The sequence below is a fragment of the Cupriavidus necator A5-1 genome, from assembly GCF_000744095.1.
GTDB classification, from domain to species: Bacteria; Pseudomonadota; Gammaproteobacteria; order Burkholderiales; family Burkholderiaceae; genus Cupriavidus; species Cupriavidus necator_A.
The window spans coordinates 3,475,491-3,498,744 of the sequence record NZ_JQLI01000008.1 but is presented as its reverse complement, the minus strand read 5'-3'; the positions used below and the strand labels follow the sequence as shown (position 1 = coordinate 3,498,744).

Annotated in this window: 22 protein-coding genes; 15 read left to right on the top strand and 7 right to left on the bottom strand. The window is 67.2% G+C overall.

Annotation, left to right across the window (positions count from 1 at the left end; all coding sequences use genetic code 11):
• The first annotated feature begins 64 nt into the window (after positions 1 to 64).
• The 4 genes from K307_RS40290 to rmuC all read left to right on the top strand — a co-directional run bounded on the left by K307_RS40290 (position 65) and on the right by rmuC (position 4,866).
• Entirely contained in the window at positions 65 to 751 is a 687-nt protein-coding gene (locus K307_RS40290) for a LutC/YkgG family protein (RefSeq protein ID WP_042886607.1), read from the top strand.
• A 171-nt stretch (positions 752 to 922) separates the two neighbouring features.
• Complete coding sequence (locus tag K307_RS40285; protein WP_042886606.1) at positions 923 to 2,347, top strand: sodium:proton antiporter; 1,425 nt, start codon at positions 923 to 925, stop codon at positions 2,345 to 2,347.
• Positions 2,348 to 2,351: 4 nt separating this feature from the next.
• Positions 2,352 to 3,347 carry a 2-hydroxyacid dehydrogenase gene (locus K307_RS40280; RefSeq protein ID WP_042886605.1) on the top strand — a complete coding sequence of 332 codons (996 nt, stop codon included), beginning with the start codon at positions 2,352 to 2,354 and terminating at the stop codon, positions 3,345 to 3,347.
• Positions 3,348 to 3,381: 34 nt separating this feature from the next.
• On the top strand, positions 3,382 to 4,866 hold the full coding sequence (gene rmuC / locus K307_RS40275; RefSeq protein ID WP_042886604.1) for a DNA recombination protein RmuC: 1,485 nt from the start codon (positions 3,382 to 3,384) through the stop codon (positions 4,864 to 4,866).
• An 88-nt stretch (positions 4,867 to 4,954) separates the two neighbouring features.
• Here rmuC and K307_RS40270 read toward each other — a convergent pair whose 3' ends face one another.
• From K307_RS40270 to K307_RS40250, 5 genes are all read right to left on the bottom strand, one after another.
• Complete coding sequence (locus tag K307_RS40270; protein ID WP_042886603.1) at positions 4,955 to 5,233, bottom strand: hypothetical protein; 279 nt, start codon at positions 5,231 to 5,233, stop codon at positions 4,955 to 4,957.
• A gap of 206 nt (positions 5,234 to 5,439) precedes the next feature.
• On the bottom strand, positions 5,440 to 6,729 hold the full coding sequence (glp, locus tag K307_RS40265; protein ID WP_042886602.1) for a gephyrin-like molybdotransferase Glp: 1,290 nt from the start codon (positions 6,727 to 6,729) through the stop codon (positions 5,440 to 5,442).
• Positions 6,730 to 6,746: 17 nt separating this feature from the next.
• Positions 6,747 to 7,346: a molybdenum cofactor guanylyltransferase MobA gene (gene mobA / locus K307_RS40260; RefSeq protein ID WP_042886601.1), complete on the bottom strand. Its 600-nt coding sequence runs from the start codon at positions 7,344 to 7,346 to the stop codon at positions 6,747 to 6,749.
• Between the two features lie 27 nt (positions 7,347 to 7,373).
• Positions 7,374 to 8,498: a GTP 3',8-cyclase MoaA gene (moaA, locus tag K307_RS40255; RefSeq protein ID WP_042886600.1), complete on the bottom strand. Its 1,125-nt coding sequence runs from the start codon at positions 8,496 to 8,498 to the stop codon at positions 7,374 to 7,376.
• A gap of 326 nt (positions 8,499 to 8,824) precedes the next feature.
• Positions 8,825 to 11,983, bottom strand: coding sequence for an Rne/Rng family ribonuclease (locus K307_RS40250; protein ID WP_042886599.1), 3,159 nt, complete (start codon positions 11,981 to 11,983; stop codon positions 8,825 to 8,827).
• A 784-nt stretch (positions 11,984 to 12,767) separates the two neighbouring features.
• On the opposite strand from K307_RS40250, the gene K307_RS40245 reads away from it, so the two are divergent.
• From K307_RS40245 to K307_RS40230, 4 genes are read left to right on the top strand one after another with little or no spacing between them, the layout of a single operon-like run.
• Positions 12,768 to 13,769 carry an RluA family pseudouridine synthase gene (locus tag K307_RS40245; protein WP_042886598.1) on the top strand — a complete coding sequence of 334 codons (1,002 nt, stop codon included), beginning with the start codon at positions 12,768 to 12,770 and terminating at the stop codon, positions 13,767 to 13,769.
• A gap of 30 nt (positions 13,770 to 13,799) precedes the next feature.
• Complete coding sequence (locus K307_RS40240) at positions 13,800 to 14,459, top strand: HAD-IA family hydrolase (RefSeq protein WP_042886597.1); 660 nt, start codon at positions 13,800 to 13,802, stop codon at positions 14,457 to 14,459.
• Positions 14,452 to 14,847: a Rieske (2Fe-2S) protein gene (locus tag K307_RS40235; protein ID WP_042886596.1), complete on the top strand. Its 396-nt coding sequence runs from the start codon at positions 14,452 to 14,454 to the stop codon at positions 14,845 to 14,847. The genes K307_RS40240 and K307_RS40235 overlap by 8 nt, the downstream gene beginning before the upstream one ends.
• Before the next feature lie 51 nt (positions 14,848 to 14,898).
• A complete protein-coding gene (locus K307_RS40230; RefSeq protein WP_042886595.1) occupies positions 14,899 to 16,086 on the top strand; it encodes a S49 family peptidase in 1,188 nt (395 codons plus the stop codon).
• A 58-nt stretch (positions 16,087 to 16,144) separates the two neighbouring features.
• Here K307_RS40230 and K307_RS40225 read toward each other — a convergent pair whose 3' ends face one another.
• On the bottom strand, positions 16,145 to 16,876 hold the full coding sequence (locus K307_RS40225; RefSeq protein ID WP_042886594.1) for an SAM-dependent methyltransferase: 732 nt from the start codon (positions 16,874 to 16,876) through the stop codon (positions 16,145 to 16,147).
• 16 nt (positions 16,877 to 16,892) lie between these two features.
• Positions 16,893 to 17,492, bottom strand: coding sequence for a Maf-like protein (locus tag K307_RS40220; RefSeq protein WP_042886593.1), 600 nt, complete (start codon positions 17,490 to 17,492; stop codon positions 16,893 to 16,895).
• 194 nt (positions 17,493 to 17,686) lie between these two features.
• On the opposite strand from K307_RS40220, the gene K307_RS40215 reads away from it, so the two are divergent.
• From K307_RS40215 to acpP, 7 genes are all read left to right on the top strand, one after another.
• Positions 17,687 to 18,286 (top strand): DUF177 domain-containing protein, encoded by a 600-nt coding sequence (locus K307_RS40215; RefSeq protein WP_042886592.1) that lies wholly within the window; start codon positions 17,687 to 17,689, stop codon positions 18,284 to 18,286.
• A 117-nt stretch (positions 18,287 to 18,403) separates the two neighbouring features.
• Complete coding sequence (rpmF, locus tag K307_RS40210; RefSeq protein WP_010814675.1) at positions 18,404 to 18,583, top strand: 50S ribosomal protein L32; 180 nt, start codon at positions 18,404 to 18,406, stop codon at positions 18,581 to 18,583.
• Positions 18,584 to 18,748: 165 nt separating this feature from the next.
• A complete protein-coding gene (gene plsX, locus K307_RS40205; RefSeq protein ID WP_042886590.1) occupies positions 18,749 to 19,828 on the top strand; it encodes a phosphate acyltransferase PlsX in 1,080 nt (359 codons plus the stop codon).
• 64 nt (positions 19,829 to 19,892) lie between these two features.
• A complete protein-coding gene (locus K307_RS40200; RefSeq protein WP_042886589.1) occupies positions 19,893 to 20,873 on the top strand; it encodes a beta-ketoacyl-ACP synthase III in 981 nt (326 codons plus the stop codon).
• 93 nt (positions 20,874 to 20,966) lie between these two features.
• A complete protein-coding gene (gene fabD, locus K307_RS40195) occupies positions 20,967 to 21,902 on the top strand; it encodes an ACP S-malonyltransferase (RefSeq protein WP_042886588.1) in 936 nt (311 codons plus the stop codon).
• Between the two features lie 19 nt (positions 21,903 to 21,921).
• The gene (fabG, locus tag K307_RS40190) at positions 21,922 to 22,671 is read left to right on the top strand and encodes a 3-oxoacyl-ACP reductase FabG (RefSeq protein WP_042886587.1); all 750 of its coding nucleotides are present in this window, start codon (positions 21,922 to 21,924) and stop codon (positions 22,669 to 22,671) included.
• A 170-nt stretch (positions 22,672 to 22,841) separates the two neighbouring features.
• The gene (acpP, locus tag K307_RS40185; RefSeq protein ID WP_008644813.1) at positions 22,842 to 23,081 is read left to right on the top strand and encodes an acyl carrier protein; all 240 of its coding nucleotides are present in this window, start codon (positions 22,842 to 22,844) and stop codon (positions 23,079 to 23,081) included.
• Positions 23,082 to 23,254: the final 173 nt, after the last annotated feature.

The window sequence follows — 23,254 nt, the reverse complement described above, 5'->3', positions numbered from 1 at the left end:
ACGGCGGCCAACACTATAATCGGCGCATACCAGCCGCGCCCCGCGACAAGAACAACCAGGCCATATGGAAACCAACGACGCCCGCGACCGCATCTTTGCCCGCATCCGTGCCGCCCAGGGCAGGCCGGCCAGGCCGACCTCCGGCGAGCGCGAGGCGGTGGCCGACTACCTCGCGCGCCATCCGCAGGGCCCGCGGCCGATGTCCGCTGCCGACCTGACCGAGCACTTCCTGGCGCAGGCGCAGCGCATGTCCTCGACCGTCGACCGCGTGGCGACCATGGACGAGGTGCCCGCCGCCATCGTGCGTTTTCTCGACAGCCTGAACCTGGTGCATCGCGCGGTGGCCTGGGATGCGCTGGGCGCGCTGCCGTGGCAGGCCGCGGGAATCGAAGTGGAATGCCGGCCGCCGGTACGCGAAGTCGAGGCCGACCACGATCATGGCGACCTGGTCGGCATCACCGGCTGCTTTTGCGCGATCGCCGAGACCGGCTCGCTGATGCTGCTGTCGGGGCCGACCACGTTTGCTTCGGCCGCGCTGCTGCCCGAGACCCATGTGGCGGTGGTGCCGCGCTCGCGCATCGTCGCCGGCCTGGAAGACGCCTTCGCGCTGGTGCGCAGCGAACGCGGCGAACTGCCGCGCGCCACCAATATCATCAGCGGCCCGTCGCGCACGGGCGATATCGAACAGACCATCGTGCTGGGCGCACACGGCCCGTACCGCGTGCACGTGATCCTGGTGGAGCAAGCCTGAGCGCTTGCTGACCCGCCGCAAGAAAAGTGGCGTCAGGCGCGTAGCCCAAGGGCGGCGCGCAAGGTGGTTGAATTACACTTGCAGGTTTGCCTTTGCGCACAGCCCCGGCGCGGCGGTAATGCGCAATGCGCTGATCAATGCTGCATTCCCGAGCCAAGGAGATCCTGCCTGATGCGACTTGCCACCGCGCTGTTGCCACTGCTGGCCATGCTGGCCGCCTTTCCCGTTGCCGCCCACGCGGCGGACCTCGACGGCGCCTCGCTGTCTGCGCTGTGGGGGCTGCCGTTCGCCGGCATCCTGCTGTCGATCGCGCTGTGGCCGCTGCTCGCGCCGAAGTTCTGGCATCACCACTATGGCAAGATCGCCGCGGGCTGGGGGCTGCTGTTCCTGCTGCCGTTCGCGCTGGTGTTCGGCGCGCATGCGGCAACCGCCAGCGCGGTCCACGCGCTGCTGGCCGAGTACATCCCGTTTATCGTACTGATCGCAGCGCTTTACATCGTCGCCGGCGGCATCTGCGTGCGCGGCAACCTGCACGGCACGCCAAGGCTCAATACCGGCATCCTGGCGCTGGGCACGTTGCTGGCCAGCTTCATGGGCACCACCGGCGCGGCCATGCTGCTGATCCGGCCGCTGCTGCGCGCCAACGACAACCGCCGCCATGTGGCGCACGTGGTGGTGTTCTTTATCTTCCTGGTGGCCAATGCCGGCGGCGCGCTGACGCCGCTGGGCGACCCGCCGCTGTTCCTTGGCTTCCTGAAGGGCGTGGAGTTCTTCTGGACCATGCGCAACATCTACCTGGAGACGCTCTTTATCTGCGTGGTGCTGCTGGCGCTGTTCTACCTGGTTGACCGGCACTACTACCGCAACAAGGAAGAGGAACTGCCGGCCCGCAGCGACCCGACGCCGGATTCGGGCGGCATCGCCATCGAAGGCAAGTCCAACTTCGTGCTGCTGCTGGCCGTGATCGGGCTGGTGCTGATGAGCGGGCTGTGGAAGCCCGGCATCTCGTTCGACATCCTGGGCACCGAAGTGCCGCTGCAGGCCGCGGTGCGCGATGTGCTGCTGGTGGTGGTGGCGGTTGTGTCGCTGCTGGTCACGCCGCGATCCGCGCGCGCCGGCAACGAGTTCAACTGGGAGCCGATCCTGGAGGTGGGCAAGCTGTTCGCCGGCATCTTCCTGACCATCATCCCGGTGATCGCGATGCTAAAGGCGGGCACCGACGGCGCGTTTGCCGGCGTGATCCGCGCGGTCAGCGACAGCAATGGCCAGCCGGTCGACAGCATGTACTTCTGGGCCACCGGGGTCCTGTCCTCGTTCCTGGACAACGCGCCGACCTACCTGGTGTTCTTCAACACCGCCGGGGGCGACCCCGTCACGCTGATGACGCGCGATGCCTCGACGCTGGCGGCGATCTCGGCGGGTGCCGTGTTCATGGGCGCCAATACCTATATCGGCAACGCGCCCAACCTGATGGTCAAGGCCATCGCCGAGAACCGCGGCGTGCGCATGCCGAGCTTCTTCGGTTATATGCTGTACTCGGGCATCTTCCTGGTGCCGCTGTTCGTCATCATGACCTTCCTTTTCTTCCACGTGTGATGCCATGAAGCCGTCCGTACTTGTCACCCGCGCCATCTACCCCGAAGTCATTGCGCACCTGGCGCAGTATTTCGATGTTGACGACAACCAGCAGGACGCGGTGCTCGATGCCGCCGCGCTGCAGGCGCGCCTGGCCGGCAAGGCCGGCGTGCTGGCCAACGCCGCCGACCGCATCGACGGCGCGGTGATCGCCGGGCTGCCGTCGCTGCGCGCCGTCTGCAACATGGCGGTCGGCTACAACAACCTGGACGTGCCGGCGCTGACGGCTACCGGGATCGTCGCCACCAACACGCCGGACGTGCTGACCGAGACCACCGCCGACTTCGGCTGGGCGCTGCTGATGGCGACCGCGCGCCGCGTGACCGAGGCCGAGCACTACCTGCGCGCTGGCAAGTGGCAGCGCTGGAGCTACGACATGCTGGTCGGCGTGGACCTGTACGGCAGCACGCTCGGCATCCTGGGCATGGGCCGCATCGGCCAGGCGCTGGCGCGTCGTGCTGCTGGGTTTGGCATGAGCGTGCTGTACCACAACCGCAGCCAGCTGCCGGCGGACACTGAGCGCGCGCTCAACGCGCGCTATGTCAGCAAGGAAGACCTGCTGCGCCAGTCCGACCACCTGGTGCTGGTGCTGCCGTATGGTCCGCAGAGCCACCACGCCATTGGCGCGGCGGAACTGGCGCAGATGAAACCGACCGCGACGCTGGTCAACCTGGCGCGCGGCGGCATCGTCGACGACGCCGCGCTGGCGCAGGCGCTGCGCGACAAGCGCATTTTCGGTGCCGGGCTGGATGTGTTCGAGGGCGAGCCCAGCGTCCATCCGGACCTGCTGACCGTGCCGAACGTCGTGCTGACGCCGCATATCGCCAGCGCCTCCGAGAAGACCCGCCGCGCGATGGCGATGCTGGCCGCCGAGAACCTGATCGCCGCGCTCGACCAGGGCCCGCAAGCCGGCCATCCGCCCACCGTAATCAATCCTGAAGTGATGCCGCATCGCCGCTGAGCCGGCCGGCCCGTCGCCAACCTGATTCCTGCTGATGTCCCTGATTCCGTTCCTGACGCTGGCCGTGGCGCTGCTCGCGGTCGTTTTGCTGGTAGTGGTGCTGTTGCGGCAGCAGGCGGCTTCGCCGGGCGCCGACGTGATGCGGCAACTGGCCGAGGTGCGCGTGGAAAACCTGCGCGGCATGGAGCGGCTGGAGCGTGAGGTGCGCACCGAGGTGGGCGAGGCCGCGCGCGGCAACCGCGACGAGTCGGCACAGCAGATGCTGCGCTTCCAGCAGGCGTTGTCGTCGCAGCTGACCGGCATCGCCACGCTGCAGAACAACCAGATCGACACCTTTGCGCAGCAGCTGGCCAAGCTGACGGAGTCCAACACCCAGCAGCTCGAGCAGGTGCGCCAGCACCTGATGCTGCAGGGCCAGCAGGCGCGCGACGAGCAGGCCGGTTCGCTGCGCCGCTTCGGTGACGGGCTGCAGCAGCAGCTGGCGCAGATGTCGGAGGCCAACGAGCGGCGGCTGGCCGAAGTGCGCGCCACGCTCGAGCAGAAGCTGCAAGCCATCGAGGCCAACAACGCCGCCAAGCTGGAGGAGATGCGCCGCACCGTCGACGAGAAGCTGCACGCCACGCTGGAACAGCGCCTGGGCGAATCGTTCCGGCTGGTGTCGGACCGCCTGGAGCAGGTACACCGCGGCCTGGGCGAAATGCAGGTGCTGGCGCAAGGCGTGGGCGACTTGAAGAAAGTGCTGACCAATGTGAAGTCGCGCGGCACCTGGGGCGAAGTCCAGCTGGAAATGCTGCTGGAGCAGATGCTGACGCCGGAGCAGTACGGCAAGAACGTCGAGACCGTGCGCAACTCCGGCGCGCGGGTGGAGTTCGCGATCCGGCTGCCGGGCAAGTCGGCGGGTGGTGACAATGCGCCGGTCTGGCTGCCGATCGACGCCAAGTTCCCCAAGGAGCAATACGAACGCCTGGTCGACGCGCAGGAGCGCGGCGACGCGGATGGGGTGATCGCCTTCGGGCGTGAGCTGGAAGTGGCGCTGCGGCGCGAGGCCCAGACCATCGCCGAGAAATACCTGTCGCCGCCGCAGACCACGGATTTCGCGATCCTGTTCCTGCCGACCGAAGGGCTGTACGCCGAAGTGCTGCGGCGCCCGGGCCTGACCGACCTGCTGCAGCGTGATTACCGCGTGACCGTGTCAGGGCCGACCACGCTGACCGCGCTGCTAAACAGCCTGCAGATGGGCTTCCGCACGCTGGCGCTGGAAAAGCGTTCGAGCGAGGTGTGGGAGGTATTGGGGGCGGTCAAGACCGAGTTCGGCAAGTTCGGCGACGTGCTGGCCAAGACCCGCGATACGCTGGAGCGCGCCGCGCGCAATATCGAGCAGGCCGAGGTGCGCACGCGCCAGATGGCGCGCAAGCTGCGCACGGTGGAAGCGCTGCCGGGCGATGCCGCCCAGCAGCTGCTGGGCCTCAATGCGGCGGATGCCGAAACGCCGGAAACGCTGGAAGACAACGGCGGCTGAGTGACGCAGGTCAGGAAGGAAAGAGGCCTCGCAGGAGGCCGTTCGGCGGCGGCCAGCGTGCTGCCGGCCACGACTTCAGTCGCGCTGCTCAGTCTTCTTCGGGCGCGAGTTCGCGCACGTGGACCTGAATGCCGCCAAAGCGCGCGGCCACCCAGTTGTAGGCCTTGCACGCCAGCCACAGCAGCCCGAAGCCGATCAGCGCATTCAGGATGATCGCGCTGAAGACCGTGATCGCCGGCAGGTCGCCATAGCGGACGAAGGTCACGAACAGCCCGAGCGATACGATCGGCAGCGAGAAGCACAGGTAGACCAGCACCAGCGCGCGGGCGGTCTTGACGGGGTGGAGGTAGGCGATCTCCTGATTCATCACGGGGAATAACTCGAATAATTCTGAATCGTGCGCCAAGTGTAACGATTGGACCGTCACCCGCATAGCCCGCCGCCCGCAGGGCAGCCGAAAGCACTGCGCCCGGCGCGCCGCCGCTGAAAATGTGCGGCGCAAATACGACACATCGCGACAAAGGGCTGGTGGCAGCCGGCCCTTTGCCGGCTCGGATTGGCCTCAGCCTGAACTCAGACCAGGCCGTCGAACAGCATGACCTCAACCGGGTCGCCGGCCCTGACCGAATCATGCTCGTGGCCAAGCACGATAAAGCAGTTGGCTTCGCTCATCGAGCGCAGCACCCCCGAGCCTTGCTGGCCGGTGATGCGCACTTCCCACTGTCCGTCGGCGGCCCGCGCCAGGATGCCGCGCTGGTACTCGGTGCGGCCGGGCTTCTTGCGGATCGCCTGCGCGCTGCGCACGCGCAAGAGCGGCAGCGGGGGCACGCTGGCGCCCATCAGCCGGTGCAGCGCGGCGCGCACGAAGTGGTAGAAGGTGACCATCACGGCCACCGGGTTGCCCGGCAGGCCGAACAGCAGCGCGTCGCGGCCGTTGGAGTTGATGCGCCCGAATGCCATCGGCCGGCCCGGGCGCATGGCGATCTTCCAGAACGTGACGTCGCCAAGCCGCGCCATGATCTGCTTGGTGTAGTCGGCCTCGCCGACCGAGACGCCGCCGGAGGTGATGACCGCGTCGGCGGTCTCGCAGGCGGTGCGGAAGGCGGCCTCGAGCGCGTCGGGGTCGTCGCGCACCACGCCCATGTCGAGCAGCTCGACATTCATCCGCCGCAGCATGCCGTGCAGCGTGTAGCGGTTGGAGTCGTAGACGCAGCCGGCATCGAGCGGCTCGCCGATCGAGCGCAGTTCGTCGCCGGTGGAGAAGAAGGCCACGCGCAGGCGCCGGCGCACGCGCACCTCGGCCACGCCCAGCGAGGCCAGCAGGCCCAGGTCGGCGGGCTGCACCACGCGCCCGGCCTGCAGCGCGGCCTGGCCGCGCGCCAGGTCTTCGCCGCGCAGGCGGCGGTTGTCGCCGGTGCGCACGCAGTCGGCGGCAAAGCGGATACGCGCACCGTCAGCCAGGGCCTCGACGAATTCCTGCGGCACCACGGTGTCGCAGCCTGCGGGCATTACCGCGCCGGTCATGATGCGCACCGCCTGCACCGCAGTGGGGGCGAGCTCGCCCGCGCCGCCGGCGAAGGCGGTGCCGATCACTTCCAGTTCGACCGTGTCCGTCTGCGCGGCGGCGAGCGCCTCGCCCCGGAAGGCGTAGCCGTCCATGGCCGAGTTGTCATGCGCCGGCACGTCGATGGGCGAGACGATATCCTCGGCCAGCACGCGGTCCAGCGCGCTGCGGATCGGCACCTGTTCGACGCCGAGTACCGGCTCCACCACCTCGCCGATGATGCGGTTGGCCTGGTCCACTGGCAGGGCGGTGGGGTCGTAGTCGGAAAGGCAGGAGATGACGGATTGCAGGGAGGGCATGGTGGCTCGGCGGCGGTTTAGCGGCTTTCGTGCGTACGCAGTTCGTCCAGGGTGTTGATATTGGCAAAGGCCGCGGCGTCTTCGAACAGCACTTCGGCCAGCCGGTGCGAGGCGGCCCAGGTCTCGATCTTGCGGCCGCCGCCGAAAAGATAAGCCACCAGGCTGTCGAGCGCACTGACCGGCATCAGGCAGAACACGGGTTGGGTCTGGCGCCGGCCGTCTTCATCCAGCGTCACCGGGATCGCCAGTTCCGCGCCTTCGGCCTCGAGCGCCTGTGCCAGCCGCGCCACCAGGTCGGTCGGCAGGAAGGGCGAGTCGCACGGCGCGGTCACCATCCACGGCGTCGGGCACTGTTCCAGTCCGGCCAGCATGCCGGCCAGCGGGCCGGCGAAGTCGGGCACCGAGTCGGTGTAGACCGGCACGCCGAACGATTCATAGGCGGCCAGGTTGCGGTTGGCATTGATCATCAGCCCGCCGACCTGCGGCGTGAGCCGCATCATCGTGTGCATCGCCATCGGCGTGCCGCGCAGCGGCTGCAGTCCCTTGTCGGTGCCGCCCATGCGGCTGCCCCTGCCGCCTGCGAGGATCAGGCCGGTGATGTCGTCGCGTGCAATCATGAAGGAGGGTAGGGTCTGGCGGCGGGATCAGCCGCCGATGTAGGACATCTCGATCTTGCGCTCGGCGCGGGCCTGGCGCACGGCCGGATTGCCGCGCTGCTCGGAATAGTTGTCGGTGCGGGCCTGCCATACCTGGGCGATCGCGTTGGAGATCTCCAGGTCGCTGTAGCCGCCGCGCAGCAAGGCGCGCAGGTCATAGCCCTCGGTCGCGAACAGGCACAGGTAGAGCCGGCCTTCGGTGGACAGGCGGATGCGGCTGCAGTCGCCGCAAAAGGCGTGGGTGACGCTGGAGATCACGCCGATCTCGCCGCTGCCGTCGCGGTAGCGCCAGCGCTCGGCGGTCTCGCCGGAATAGTTGGCCTGCATCGGCTCGAGCGGGAATTCGGCATCGATGCGGCGCACCACCTCGGCCGAGGGCAGCACCTCGTCCATCTGCCAGTGGTTGCTGGCGCCTACGTCCATGAATTCGATAAAGCGCACGATGATGCCGCTGTGGCGGAAGTGGCGCGCCATCGGCACGATTTCCTGATCGTTGGTGCCGCGCTTGACCACCATGTTGACCTTGATCGGCGCCAGCCCGACCGCCTGCGCGGTCTCGATGCCATGCAGCACGTCGGCGACGGCGAAGTCGACATCGTTCATGCGGCGGAAGATGGCGTCGTCGACCGCGTCGAGGCTGACGCTGACGCGGGTCAGGCCGGCATCGCGCAGGGCGCGGGCCTTGCGTGCCAGCAGCGAGGCATTGGTGGTCAGCGTCAGGTCCAGCGGCTTGCCCGAGACGGTCTCGATCTTCGCCAGCATCTCGACCAGGTGCTCGATGTTCTTGCGTAGCAGCGGCTCGCCGCCGGTCAGGCGGATCTTCTCCACGCCCTGGCCAACGAACAGGCGGGCGGTGCGCTCGATTTCCTCGAAGCTCAGCAGTTCGGAGTGCGGCAGGAAGGTGTAGTCCTTGTCGAAGACTTCCTTCGGCATGCAGTAGACGCAGCGGAAATTGCAGCGGTCCGTCACCGAGATGCGCAGGTCATGCAGCGGCCGGCCGCGGGTGTCGGCCACCAGGCCGGTGGGCGCAACCAGCTTGCCGGGAATGCTGGGCGTCATCGAACGGTAGCGATGATCGCGCAGGTCGAAAATCGGAATGACGGATTCGGTCATGGCCTGTGGGTGGGCGCTGCTTCCGGGGAGCGGCGCTGCGGGGCAGGGCGCCCGGGGGGCGGATGCATTCTGCTGCCATTCTAGCTGAGGCGGGGGTTGGGCATCCGTATTCCCTTGATGCCGGTATCAGGGGAGGGAATGGCGCGGGCATGAAAAAAGGGACGGCCAGGCCGTCCCTTGGTTTGCAGCTGCTAGCAGAGTGACCCCGCCGCCGGTTTGGTTTGCTTCCCTCTCCCCCTGAGGGGAGAGGGAGAACACCTTGCTTAGGCTAGCCCGGGCGGCTTGGGAGCACCCAAAACCGCGCTCCCCTTCGGGGTCGGGGGCGCTTACTGCTGCGACATCTCCACCTCGCGGCCACCGGTCTCGACCAGGATCATCGGACCTTGCGGCAACGGCGGCAGCGGCTTGCGCTCGCGCGGCACGCGCGGGGCGGGTGCGACGCGGGCAGCAGCTTCCTGGGCCGAGCGCAGCTTGTCGCTGTCGGTATGGACCCACTGCAGGCCGACGGAGGCGAGCATCGGCTCGAGGCTTTCCATCGCTGCCGGGGCGGCGGCCACGGCTGGAGCGGCCGGTGCTGCAGCAACCACCGGGGCGGCCGGTGCGAATGCCACGGCGGGCTCGGCTGCCGGTGCCGGCGTGACCACCGGCTCGGCAACTTCCGCCACGGCCGGGGCGGTCTCGACGGCGGCGCTCACGACCGGCTCGACCGCGGCTTCGGCAGCGATGGCTTCCGTCACGGCGGCGGCGGTCACCGGGGCAGCCTGCTCGGCCGCGGGTGCTGCCACCGGTGCAGTCTCAGCTGCTGGCGCCGGCGTCACCCCCTCCGGCACGGCGATGCGGATCGCTTCGACGGCTTCGGCGGCGGCAGCGACGGCCACCGCAGCTTGCGGTGCGGGTTCGGCTTGCGGGACAGCCTGGGGAGCTGCCTCGGCGGTCACCGGGGCGGCGCCTTCAGCAGCTTCCTGGGCGAATTCGCCTTCGCCCTCGCCTTCGCCTTCGCCTTCGCCTTCGCCTTGCTTACCTTGCGCCGTCTCGTCGCGTTCGCGGCGATAGCGGTTGCGGCCACGGCGGTTGCGGCGGCGGCGCTCTTCACCTTCCGCGGCGGTCTCGGCCACGCCCTCGGCGCCTTCCAGCAGTTCGGCACGGCCGGCCTGCGACTCTTCCGCGAAGGCCTGCGGCAGCACGCCCAGTGCCTGGGCGGCGGCTACGGCTTCCGGCTGCGGCGCTTCGCCGGCTTCGGCTTCACGCAGGTCGCTGCGCTCGCGCTGGCGGTCACGCTGGCGCTCGCGGCGCTCCTGGCTGCGCTCGCGGCGGCCTTCCTGGCGGGCTTCGGCGCGTTCGCCCTGGCCACGCTCGGCCTGCGCTGCTTCGCCCAAGCGGGCCACGGCCGGGGTGGCCTGGCCTTCACCTTGCTGGCGCGGCTGGCGGCCCTGGCGTTCGCCACGGGTCTCGCGTTGCTCGCCACGTTCACCACCCTGGCGCTCGGCACGTTCCGCGCGCTCGCCGCGCTGGCCGCGGGGCTGGCGCTCGCCACGTTCCCCGCGCTCACCACGTTCGGTCCGCTCGCCGCGCTCGGCACGCTCACCGCGCTCGGCACGCTCACCGCGTTCGCCGCGCTCACCACGCTGGCCACGGCCTTCGCCACGCGGGCCGCGCTCGCGGCGGCCTTCGGCGCCGCGGGTTTCTGCGGCTGCCGCCGGCTTGGCGGGTTCCACCACCGGCGGGGTCGCCGGACGGGCGCCGAACAGGCCCTTCAGCCAGGCGATAAAGCCGCCGCTGACCACCGGCTGGGTGGCCGGCACGGGCGGGGCGGCCGGGGTTTCCGGCTTGGGCGCGCGCTCGGGGCGCGGCACCGATACCGGCGCCGGCTGTTCCGGGGTGATGCCCTTGACCGCGGCTTCCTGGCGCGGCTTGGCTTCTTCCTTGCGGCGGCTGCTGTAGCTGGTGTCGGCTTCCAGTTCCTTGGCGGCAGCCTCGGCCATGCGGTAGCTGGCGGTGCTCTCTTCCAGGCGCGGATCGTCGTGGCGCAGGCGCTCCAGCTTGTAGTGCGGCGTTTCCAGGTGCTTGTTGGGGATCAGCAGCACATTGACCTTGAAGCGCAGCTCGATCAGGTTGATTTCCTGGCGCTTCTCGTTCAGCAGGAAGGCGGCGACCTCCACCGGCACCTGGCAGTGGATGGCGGCGGTGTTTTCCTTCATCGCCTCTTCCTGAATGATGCGCAGCACCTGCAGGGCGGAAGATTCGGTATCGCGGATATGACCGGTGCCGTTGCAGCGCGGGCAAGTGATGTGCGAGCCCTCCGACAGCGACGGGCGCAGGCGCTGGCGCGACAGCTCCATCAGGCCGAAGCGGCTGATCTTGCCCATCTGCACGCGCGCGCGGTCGTGGCGCAGCGCGTCCTTCAGGCGCGTTTCCACGTCCTTCTGGGCCTTGCCCGACTCCATGTCGATAAAGTCGATCACGATCAGGCCGCCCAGGTCGCGCAGGCGCAGCTGGCGGGCGATCTCGTCGGCGGCCTCGAGGTTGGTGCGCAGCGCGGTTTCCTCGATGTCGGCGCCCTTGGTGGCGCGGGCCGAGTTCACGTCCACGGAGACCAGCGCCTCGGTGTGGTCGATCACGATGGCGCCGCCCGAGGGCAGCATCACCATGCGCGAATAGGCCGACTCGATCTGGTGTTCGATCTGGAAGCGCGAGAAGAGCGGCACGTCGTCCCGGTACTTCTTCACGCGGTTCATGTTGTCAGGCATCACCACGCTCATGAAGGCGCGGGCCTGTTCGTAGATCTCGTCGGTGTCGATCAGGATCTCGCCGATATCCGGCTGGAAGTAGTCGCGGATGGCGCGGATGACCAGGCTCGATTCCAGGTAGATCAGCAGCGGGGCCTTATTGTCGCCGGCGGCGCCGTCGATGGCCTTCCACAGTTGCAGCAGGTAGTTCAGGTCCCACTGCAGTTCCTCGGCCGAGCGGCCGATGCCGGCGGTACGGGCGATGATGCTCATGCCATCGGGCACGGTCAGCTGCGCCATGGTCTCGCGCAGTTCCTGGCGGTCCTCGCCCTCGATGCGGCGCGACACGCCGCCGCCGCGCGGGTTGTTGGGCATCAGCACCAGGTAGCGGCCGGCCAGCGAGATAAAGGTGGTCAGCGCCGCGCCCTTGTTGCCGCGCTCTTCCTTCTCGACCTGGACGATCAGTTCCTGGCCTTCATGCAGGGCATCCTGGATGCGCGCGTTGCGCACGTCAATGCCTTCCTTGAAGAAGGCGCGGGCCACTTCCTTGAACGGCAGGAAGCCGTGGCGCTCTTCGCCGTAGTTGACGAAGCAGGCTTCCAGCGACGGCTCGATGCGGGTGATGACACCCTTGTAGATGTTGCCCTTGCGCTGTTCGCGCCCGGCAGTCTCGATGTCGATATCGATCAGTTTCTGACCGTCGACGATGGCGACGCGCAATTCCTCCTGTTGCGTCGCGTTGAACAGCATGCGTTTCATCGCAATACCTCACTCCAGTGTCGCGGGTGGCACCGTCTGGGCGGTGTCCGCGGCGATCCCATGGAGCACGCGAGGGAGCGAGCGAGGCGCGAGAATTGCCGGAAAGCGCCGCTTCGCGAGAAATGCGGGCGGCTGGGCGCGGGTGAAAGAGAGGCGATGACGTCGGGGTAACGTCCGCGGGGCAGGAGAGAACGCCGGTGGCTGCTCTTGCGCAGACATCCGGCGCGTTCCCGTGCCGGAGGCGATGCGGTACGCCGGCGCAACCGGCGTCGACGGCATCGCGGCCGGCCGCGGAAGGCCTAGACGCGTCAAAGAGCAAGTTTTTCGGACTCGGCATAGCCGCCGTTGCAGCCTGACATCTCCTGGCGGGCGCACCTACTACTTCTTGGAGTTCTGCGACCGGGCGCCAATATTTCCAGTCAGGCGGCAGGCAAGCCTGCCGGCCGGCACCGTTTCCCGGTGCGGGCGGGACTTCTCTCACCGAAGCGGATGCCGGCAGGGGCATCCGCCTTTAAATTCTGTTTTACCTGAACACTCTGTTCCCACGTCACCGCCTGCCGCGCCGAAGCCTCCTATGGGCGGCTTCCTGCGTGCCGGCGGCACCGTGCGTGCTGCTTTTACTGCCATTTGCCCGTCTGGCGCTCGCGGATCACGCGAAGCGGGACAAAGAACCGGGGAGACGGGCGGGGTTGGCGGTGACCCCAAGTGTAGAATGCGATAAATCGCTTACACAGGTCTTGCGCTGCCGGCCCCAGGCCGGGACAGCGAGGAAATTATATTGAAAATGAATGAGTTACGCCATCAAATTGAAAAGGTTGCCGAGGCCGCACCGGCAAGCCCACAGGTGGCGTATGTCACGATTGACGAAGGCTCCGAAGGCCAGCGCATCGACAACTTCCTGCTGAAGGTGGCCAAGGGGGTGCCCAAGAGCCATATCTACCGGGTGCTGCGTTCGGGTGAAGTTCGCGTCAATAAGGGGCGGATCGATGCGACTTATCGGCTGCAATCGGGCGATGTCGTGCGCATCCCGCCGATGCGGGTGGCGGCATCCGCACAATCCGACAAGTCCCATGTCCCCGCCAGCGAATTCCCGGTGCTGTTCGAGGACACCCACCTGCTGGTGGTCAACAAGCCTGCGGGCGTAGCCGTACACGGGGGCTCGGGTGTTGCTTTCGGTGTGATCGAGCAGTTGCGCCAGGCCCGGCCACAGGCCAAGTTCCTGGAACTGGTGCACCGGCTCGACCGCGAGACCTCCGGCATCCTGGTGCTTGCCAAGAAGCGTTCGGCGCTGGTCCACCTGCACGAACAGATTCGCGGCAACGCCATGGACAAGCGCTACTACGCCTGTGTCGCCGGCGAATTCCAGAACGCGCGCCAGCATGTGAAGCTGCCTCTATATAAATACAGCACGCCCGACGGCGAGCGGCGCGTGCGCGTCCAGGCCGACGGCCTCGCCTCCCACACGGTCTTTAACCGCGTGGAGGCATTCCCGGGCTTCACGCTGCTTGAAGCGGAACTGAAGACCGGCCGCACCCACCAGATCCGGGTGCACCTGGCGCACTCGGGATTCCCAATCGTCGGCGACGAGAAATACGGAGACTTCTCCCTGAACAAGTCGCTCGCGCGTTCCGGGGCGAACCCGGGCATCAAGCGGATGTTCCTGCACGCCCACCGGCTGGTCTTTATTCATCCGGCCACGGGCGAGCCACTGGCCGTGGAAGCGCCGCTGCCCGACGAATGCGTCGGATTCCTGCAACAATTGCGTCATCTGCACGCCCCGGAGTAGGGTAGTGCATGAAACATCACAAGGATTACCATGGCCAGGCAACAGTTTGACCTGATCGTTTTCGACTGGGACGGGACGCTGATGGATTCGACCCCGACCATCGCCAAGTGCATCCAGCTTGCCAGCCGCGACCTGGGCCTGCCCGTGCCTGACGACAGGGCGGCCAGCCACGTCATCGGGCTCGGCCTGAAGGACGCGCTGTCATATGCCGTGCCAACGCTCGACCCGGCCGACTACCCCCGCCTGGCCGAACGCTACCGCTACCACTTCCTGACCCGTGACGCCGACCTGGTGCTGTTCGATGGCGTGCGTGAAATGCTCGAGACCCTGCGCGGCGAGCACTATTTCCTGGGCGTGGCCACCGGCAAGACCCGGGTCGGCCTGCAGCGCGCGCTGGCCACCAGCGGCCTGACCCGGCTGTTCGACGCCACGCGCTGCGCTGACGAGACCTTCTCCAAGCCGCACCCGGCCATGCTGCAGGAACTGGCCCGCGAACTGGGCCAGGACATGGAGCGCACGGTGATGGTCGGCGACACCACCCATGACCTGCAGATGGCGGCCAATGCCGGCGCGGCAGGCATTGGTGTCTGCTACGGCGCACATCCCGGCGATTCGCTGCGGGCGATGGCGCCGGTGCACTGCGCCACCTCGATCGCCGACCTGACCGACTGGCTGCTGGCCCATGCCTGAAGCGGCATCCGGCCAGGCGCCGGTGCGGCTGTGCGCCGCCGGGGAACTCGAGGAAGGCGGCCTCGGCGTGCGCTTTTCGGTGGCGCTGGAGAGCCGCGAGATCGGCGCCTTCGTGGTGCGCTTCGACGGCGCCGTGCATGGCTACCTGAACCAGTGCGCGCATGTGCCGATGGAGCTGGACTGGCAGGAAGGCCGGTTCTTCGATGCCTCGGGCCTATACTTGATGTGCGCCACTCATGGCGCGGTCTATGCGCCGGATAGCGGCGAGTGCGTTGGCGGGCCCTGCCGCGGCGCGTCGCTGGCCAAGCTGCGCATCGAAGAGCGCGACGGCCAGGTCTATTGGGTGCCCGAGGCCCCGTTCCGGATCGCACAGACGATGCCTGACTGACGGCCAGCCAGGCCCACCGCGTATTTCCAAGCCTTTCCACGAGCGATTTGCATGACAGAACAACAGAAACCGCCTTTTGGCGAATCGGGTGAATCGGGTCAGCCGGACGAGCGCAAGGCGGCGGGCGAGGGCGCCCCGGGCAGCGATTCGCAGCCGCCGGGATCCGAGCGCCTGGTTACCGCACCGCACGCGGACTACCCGTTGGAAAAGGAGTTGCGCGCCGGCGACGACGCCGCGCGGCGTGAAGCAGGCGAGCGCAAGGCGCGCCTGGCCGGTGACACCGCCGGCGGCCCCGTGGGCGGCTCGGGCTGGGAACGCGATTTGCTCGAAAAGGTGCTGACCGCATCGCTGCGCGAGCAGCGCGCGGCGCGCCGCTGGCGCATCTTCTTCCGCCTGGTTGGGCTGGCGCTGCTGGCGCTGATCTTTATTGCGCTGTTCGACTTCAAAGGCGACGGCATCAGCACTTCCGGCCGCCATACCGCGATGGTCACGCTCGAAGGCGAGATCGCCGCGGGCACGCCGGCCAGCGCCGAATCGATCAACGCCTCGCTGCAGGCGGCGTTCGCCGACACCAACGCGGCCGGGGTGATCCTCAAGATCAACTCGCCAGGCGGCTCGCCGGTGCAGGCCGGCATCATTAACGATGAGATCCACCGGCTGCGTGAGCTCTATCCGTCCAAGCCGTTCTATGTGGTGGTGGAGGAGATCTGCGCCTCGGGTGGCTATTACGTGGCCGCGTCGGCCGACAAGATCTATGTCGACAAGGCCAGCATCGTCGGTTCGATCGGGGTGCTGATGGACGGCTTCGGCTTTACCGGGCTGATGGACAAGCTCGGCGTGGAGCGCCGGCTGTACACCTCGGGCGCCAACAAGGGCATGCTCGACCCGTTCTCGCCGCAGGTGCCCCGGCAAAAGGCCTATGCCGAGACGATGCTCAAGGAAATCCACCAGCAGTTCATCGACGTGGTGAAGGAAGGTCGCGGCGACCGGCTCAAGAACGATCCGGAGCTGTTCTCGGGCCTGTTCTGGTCGGGCGAGCGCAGCATTGAACTGGGCCTGGCCGACGGCCTGGGCACCGCCGATTCCGTTGCGCGCGACGTGCTCAAGGCCGAGGACATTGTCGACTACACGGTCAAGGAGAACATCGCCGAACGCGTCGCCAAGCGATTTGGCGCGGCCGTGGGCACCGCGGCGATGAAGACCATGCTGTGGAGCACGCGCATGCAGGGCATGCACTGAGCTTTGCGGCAGGTCAGGCGTCTACAACGAGGGGGCTCGCGGCCCCCTCGTTGTCTTGCTACACCGCCAGCATTGAGAAAATCGCCGGTCGCTTGTGCAACTCGAGCCGGTCAGGCCGCCAGTCCGACAGCGGCAGCGTGACGATGGTCTCGCCCGGCAGCGTCAGGTCCACTGCCACCGACAGCAGCGTGGTCCCCGCGCAGTGCTGGCGCATGGCGTCGAGCAGCGCCGCGTTGCGGTAGGGCGTTTCAATGAAGACCTGCGTCTGGCTGGCCTTGCGCGAACGCTGCTCCAGCTCGCGCAGCCGCTGCGCGCGCTCGCCGGCATCGACCGGCAGGTAGCCGTTGAAGGCAAAGCTCTGGCCGTTCAGGCCCGAGCCCATCACCGCCAGCAGGATCGAGCTGGGCCCGACCAGCGGGCGCACGCGGATGCGGCGCCCATGCGCCAGCCGCACCAGCTCCGCGCCGGGGTCGGCCACGGCGGGCACGCCGGCCTCGGACAGCAGACCGCCGTCGCGCCCGGCTGCGATCGGGGCGAGCAGGTCGGCCAGCGCATCGGCGCGCGTGTTGACGTTCAGCTCGCGAATCTCGATCTGCTGGATCGGACGCGCCAGCGGCGTGGTTTCGGCCAGCTTCTTCAGGAAGGCGCGCGCGGTCTTGGCGTTCTCGGCGACGAGGTAGTCGAGCCCGGCCGCGATATGCTGCACGCCGGCCGGGATCACGTCAGCCAGCGGATCGGCTTCGTCGCGCTTGCCGAGGGTATTGGGGATCAGATAGAGGATGCCGCTCATGGTTGGCTCGCCCGTCTTATATAGATAGCAGCGGGTAACCGGCCTGGCGCAGCATGCCGGTCAGTGCGATCAGCGGCAGGCCGACCAGCGCGGTGGGATCGTCCGACTCGACGCGTTCGAGCAGCGTGATGCCCAGGCCCTCGGACTTCGCGCTGCCGGCGACGTCATAGGGGCGCTCCAGCTGCAGGTAAGTCTCGATTTCGGCATCGGTCAGCTCGCGCATGGTGACGCGGGTCTGCACGTCAGCGAGCTGCGCGGCCCCGGTGCGCGCGTCCAGCAGGCACAGCGCCGAGTGGAAGGTGGCGGTGCGCCCGCGCATGCGGCGCAACTGCGCCACGGCCATGGCATGGGTGCCGGGCTTGCCCATCTGCTCGCCGTCCAGCGTCAGCACCTGGTCCGAGCCGATCACCAGCGCGCCGGGATGGCGTACGGCGATGGCTTCGGCCTTGCGCTGCGACAGCCGCAGCGCGGTTGCCTCGGGGGCTTCGCCGGCCAGCGGCGTTTCGTCGATGTCGGGCACGGCCACTTCGAACGGAATGCGCAACCGCGCCAGCAGCTCGCGCCGGTAGGGCGAGCCGGAACCAAGGATCAGCTTGGGACGGGAGTCTGAAGACATAAGTGATTGAAACGAAACAAGAAGACGTGTGGCCAATGGAGCAAGACCTTTGACCTCGAAAAGGTTTGCGTCGTATAATCGCGCGTTTTGCCGCATCCGCACCCGGGCGCTGTGCCGCCAATGTGCGCGGCCCGTAGTCCCGCAGGCGTGGATTGTGGCGAACCAGTCATTGGATTGCGACCGGAGCCACGCACATGACCCAGCCGACCCAGCCTGTTGACTTGCGCGCGCTCGATCTCTTCGCGTTTTGCCGGAAGGGTGAAAGCCTGGCCGGCAACGTGGCGGTGCGGGATTTGCCGCGCATCTTAGCCGAGACGGCTGCGCAAGCGCCAGCCTCGGCACCCGATGAGACGTTTGCCTTTGCGGCCACCGGCTTCGTGCGCGAAGAGGCGGCCGAGCCCGGCGCCCCGGTGGCGCAGCGGCTGTTCCTCGACGTGACCGTGCAGGGCCGGGTCTGGCTGGAATGCCAGCGCTGCCTGGACCCGTATGCCGAGTCGATCGACACGGCCACGCGTTTCGAGGTGGCGGAAAGCGACGAAGCGGCCGACGCAGCGCCGATGGACGACGATGAAGTCGACGTGATCGCCGGCTCGAAGCGTTTCTCGATGCTGGACCTGATTGAAGATGAAGTGCTGCTGGCGCTGCCGGTGGCACCCAAGCATGACGTCTGTCCGACGGTACACGAAAGCCTCGTGACCGGCTCGGACGGCGAGGCGCAGCCCGAGGCTGAGCCTGAGGAAGAAAAGCGGCCCTCGCCCTTTGCGGCGCTGGCCGGCCTGAAGAACAAGCACTGACGCCGGTCGCGGCCGAGGGCAAGCTCTTGAGGTGTCGTTGCAGCATCCGGCCGGGCCCCGGCTACGCCTTGGGCGGGATGCGTGTGTTAATATTGAAAAATTCTCGAAGGAGTCATCATGGCTGTTCAACAGAACAAGAAGTCGCCGTCCAAGCGCGGCATGCACCGTTCGCACGATCACCTGTCGGCAGCGCCGCTGGCAGTTGAGCCGACCACCGGCGAAACCCACCTGCGTCACCACGTGAGCCCGAACGGCTACTATCGTGGCCGCAAGGTCATCAAGACCAAGAACGACTGATAGCTTCGTTCGGCGTGACATTGCGTCTCGCTAGCGCATGCCTGTAGGTCGGACAAAAAACGGTCAGACACAAAAAAGCGGCAAGATCGTTGCCGCTTTTTTGTTGGGCGCTCGGGATTCCCGCCGGGCGTGGCGCGCGCTGCTGCGCTATCCGTACCAGGAACAATGACGATCAAAATCGCTATCGACTGCATGGGCGGCGATCACGGCGTGGCCGTGACGGTGCCTGCGGCGATCAGTTTTCTCTCCCGCCATGACGATGCCGAGATGGTGTTGGTCGGCTTGCCGGATGCCATCCGGGCGCAGCTGAAAAAGCTGCACGCGCTGGACCACCCGCGCGTGAGCATCGTCGAAGCCACCGAAGTCATCACCATGGATGACCCGGTCGAGGTGGCGCTGCGCAAGAAGAAGGACTCTTCCATGCGTGTCGCCGTTACCCAGGTCAAGGAAGGCCAGGCCGGCGCATGCATCTCCGCCGGCAATACCGGCGCGCTGATGGCGGTGTCGCGCTATGTGCTGAAGACCCTCGAAGGCATCGAGCGGCCGGCCATCGCCACCACCATCCCGAACCAGCAAGGCTGGGGCACCACGGTGCTGGACCTGGGCGCCAATGCCGACTGCGAACCCGAGCACCTGCTGCAGTTCGCCCGCATGGCCGAAGCCATGGTCGCGGTGGTGGACCACAAGGACCACCCCACGGTGGGCCTGCTGAACATCGGCGAGGAAGTCATCAAGGGCAACGAGGTGGTCAAGCGCGCGGGCGAACTGCTGCGCGCCTCGGAGCTGAACTTCTACGGCAACGTGGAAGGCAACGACATCTTCAAGGGCACCACCGACATCGTGGTCTGCGACGGCTTTGTCGGCAACGTGGCACTCAAGAGCACCGAGGGCCTGGCCAAGATGATCGGCAGCATGATCAAGGAAGAATTCACCCGCTCGTGGTTCACCAAGCTGCTCGCGGCCGTGGCCATGCCGGTGCTGTCGCGGCTGGCCAAGCGGCTCGACCCGGCGCGCTACAACGGCGCGTCGCTGCTGGGGCTGCGCGGGCTGGTGATCAAGAGCCACGGTTCGGCCGATGCCCATTCTTTTGAGTGGGCTATCAAACGCGGGTATGATGCCGCCAAGAATGGCGTGATTCCCCGTATCGCACGGGCCTTCGCCGACAAATCCAGCGCCAACGGCGCTGCACAGTCCGCCCCGGAGACAGAGGCGCCGAGCACGCATCCCAGCCCCCACGTCGCCTGAGCGCCACGCGCCGGCCGCCGCGGTTTGTAGCGGGCGCCCCGCGGGATATACGATCCGACACTACATGACCAAGTACGCAAAAATCATCGGTACCGGGAGCTACCTGCCTCCGCGGCGCGTGACCAACCATGATCTGGCGGCGCAGCTAGCCGAGAAGGGCATCGAGACCAGCGACGAGTGGATTGTCTCGCGCAGCGGCATCTCGGCGCGCCACTGGGCCGATCCCGACGTGACCAGCAGTGATCTTGCGGTCAAGGCTGCCGAACAGGCCATCGAGGCCGCCGGCATCGACCGCCAGAGCATCGACCTGATCATCGTCGCCACGTCCACGCCGGACTTCGTGTTCCCCAGCACCGCCTGCATCGTGCAGGACAAGCTGGGCATCACCAATCACTGCGCGGCGTTCGACCTGCAGGCGGTGTGCTCGGGCTTCGTCTACGCGCTGGCCACGGCCGACAAGTTCATCCGCAGCGGCTCGCACCGCAACGTGCTGGTGATCGGCACCGAGGTGTTCTCGCGCATCCTGGACTTCAACGACCGCACCACCTGCGTGCTGTTCGGCGATGGGGCCGGCGCGGTGGTGCTGAGCGCTTCCGAGGAGCCGGGCATCCTGTCGAGCGCGATGCACTCGGACGGCAGCCACGTCGACATCCTGTGCGTGCCGGGCAACGTCTCGGGCGGCAACATCACCGGCAACGCTTTCCTGCGCATGGATGGCCAGGCCGTGTTCAAGCTTGCCGTCACCGTGCTCGACAAGGTCGCGCGCGAGGCCCTGGAGGCCGCGGCCATGTCGTCGGAACAGGTCGACTGGCTGATCCCGCACCAGGCCAATATCCGCATCATGCAGGGCACGGCGAAGAAGCTCGGCCTGCCTGCCGAGCGCATGGTCGCCACCGTGCACGAGCACGGCAACACCTCGGCCGCGTCGATCCCGCTGGCGCTGGACGTCGCGGTGCGCGACGGCCGCATCCGCCCGGGCCAGACCGTGCTGATGGAAGGCGTCGGCGGTGGCTTCACCTGGGGTGCGGTGCTGCTGCGCATGTAATATGCGGCCGGCGCCATGGCATGCCGGGCTGCGGCCCGGCACGCGCGAGATCTCGCGGCGCTGGCTACCGATTCTTATTAGGGTTCCAATCCGATGAAATTCGCTTTCGTATTTCCCGGCCAGGGTTCGCAGTCGGTCGGCATGCTCAATGCCTTTGCGGATAACGCCGTGGTGCGCGCCACCGTGGAAGAAGCCTCGGCCGCACTCGGCCAGGACCTCGGCCGCCTGATCGCCGAAGGCCCTGCCGAAGAACTGAACCTGACCACCAACACGCAGCCGGTGATGCTGACCGCCGCCGTGGCGGTCTATCGCGCCTGGCTGGATGCCGGCGGCCCGGCACCGGCACTGGTTGCCGGCCACAGCCTGGGCGAGTACTCGGCGCTGGTAGCCGCGGGCGTGATCCCGTTCGCCGAGGCGGTGCCGCTGGTGCGCTTCCGCGCGCAGGCGATGCAGGAGGCCGTGCCGGTGGGCGAGGGCGGCATGGCCGCGATCCTGGGCCTGTCCGACGACGACGTGCGCGCCGCTTGCACCGAAGCGTCGGCTACGGGCGTGGTCGAGGCCGTCAACTTCAACGCACCGTCGCAGGTGGTGATCGCCGGCCACAAGGGCGCGGTCGAGAAGGCCTGCGAGATCGCCAAGGCCAAGGGCGCCAAGCGCGCGCTGCCGCTGCCGGTGTCCGCGCCGTTCCACTCTTCGCTGCTCAAGCCCGCCTCGGATCGCCTGCGCGAGCGCATGGCCGGGCTGGCGTTCGCGGCGCCGTCGATTCCGCTGGTGAACAACGTCGACGTGGCCATCGTCAACGAGCCGGACGCGATCAAGGACGCGCTGGTGCGCCAGGCCGCGGCGCCGGTGCGCTGGGTCGAGTGCGTGCAGAAGATGGCCGCCGAGGGCGTCACGCACGTGATCGAGTGCGGCCCTGGCAAGGTGCTGGCCGGCATGACCAAGCGCATCGACGGCAACCTGACCGGCGGCGCGGTCTTCGATCCGGCCTCGCTGCAAGACACGCTGGCACTGCTGAAGTCAGCGTAAGGACGAAAGGACACTCCGCATGACCAAACTTCTCGAAAACCAGGTTGCGCTGGTGACCGGCGCCTCGCGCGGCATCGGCCGTGCCATTGCGCTGGAACTGGCCCGCCAGGGCGCCACCGTGATCGGCACCGCCACCAGCGAAGCCGGCGCGGCCGGCATCACCGATTACCTCGGCACCGAAGGCCTGAAAGGCAAGGGTGCCGTGCTGAACGTCAATGACGCGGCCGCTTGCGACGCGCTCATCGACGAGATCGTCAAGACGCATGGCGGCATCGGCGTACTGGTCAACAATGCCGGCATCACGCAGGACCAGCTGGCAATGCGCATGAAGGACGAGGACTGGCTGGCGGTCATCCAGACCAACCTGACCTCGGTGTTCCGCCTCTCGCGCGCGGTGCTGCGCCCGATGATGAAGGCGCGCCAGGGCCGTATCATCAACATCACCTCGGTGGTGGGCTCGGTCGGCAACCCCGGCCAGATGAACTACTCGGCCGCCAAGGCCGGCGTGGCGGGCATGACCCGTTCGCTGGCCGCGGAAATCGGCAGCCGTAGCGTGACCGTGAATTGCGTCGCGCCGGGCTTTATCGACACCGACATGACCAAGGCACTGTCCGAAGAGCAGCATGCTTCGCTCAAGGCGCAGATTCCGCTGGGGCGCCTGGGCCAGCCGGAAGATATCGCCAATGCGGTGGCCTTCCTGGCCGGCCCGCAGGCCGCGTACATCACCGGCACCACACTGCATGTAAACGGCGGGATGTACATGAATTAATGGGTTTTTGGGTGGCAGAATTCGGGGAAAAAGCCGGAAGAAGCCACCTGAAGTCGTAGTTTTCCGAACCAAACGGGCGCAATTCTTGCAAAGCTTGGCAGGCGGCATTTCTGTCGCCCCAAACCTGCTAAAATGCGGCCACTTTTTGTCGAACTTCCCTGGAGGGTTACATGGACAATATCGAACAACGCGTCAAGAAAATCGTGGCAGAACAGCTTGGCGTGGCCGAGGCAGACATCAAGAACGAATCCTCGTTCGTGAACGATCTCGGTGCGGACTCGCTGGACACGGTTGAACTCGTGATGGCGTTGGAAGATGAATTCGGCATGGAAATTCCCGATGAGGAAGCCGAGAAGATCACGACCGTGCAACAGGCTATCGACTACGCCACCGCGCACGTCAAGGCCTAAGCCGTCGTCTCTGAATTCCGAGCCACAGAAGGCAGGTGGGCGGGCCGTCGCGGCCTCGCCTGCTGTTTTCTGTGGCTTTCGTCTGTTCGAAGAAGCAGAATGGAACGTGCCATATGGTGCGAGCCTCAGCGCGGCCAGCCGTCCGGGCCGCAGGCTGATCCAACGTTCCGCTC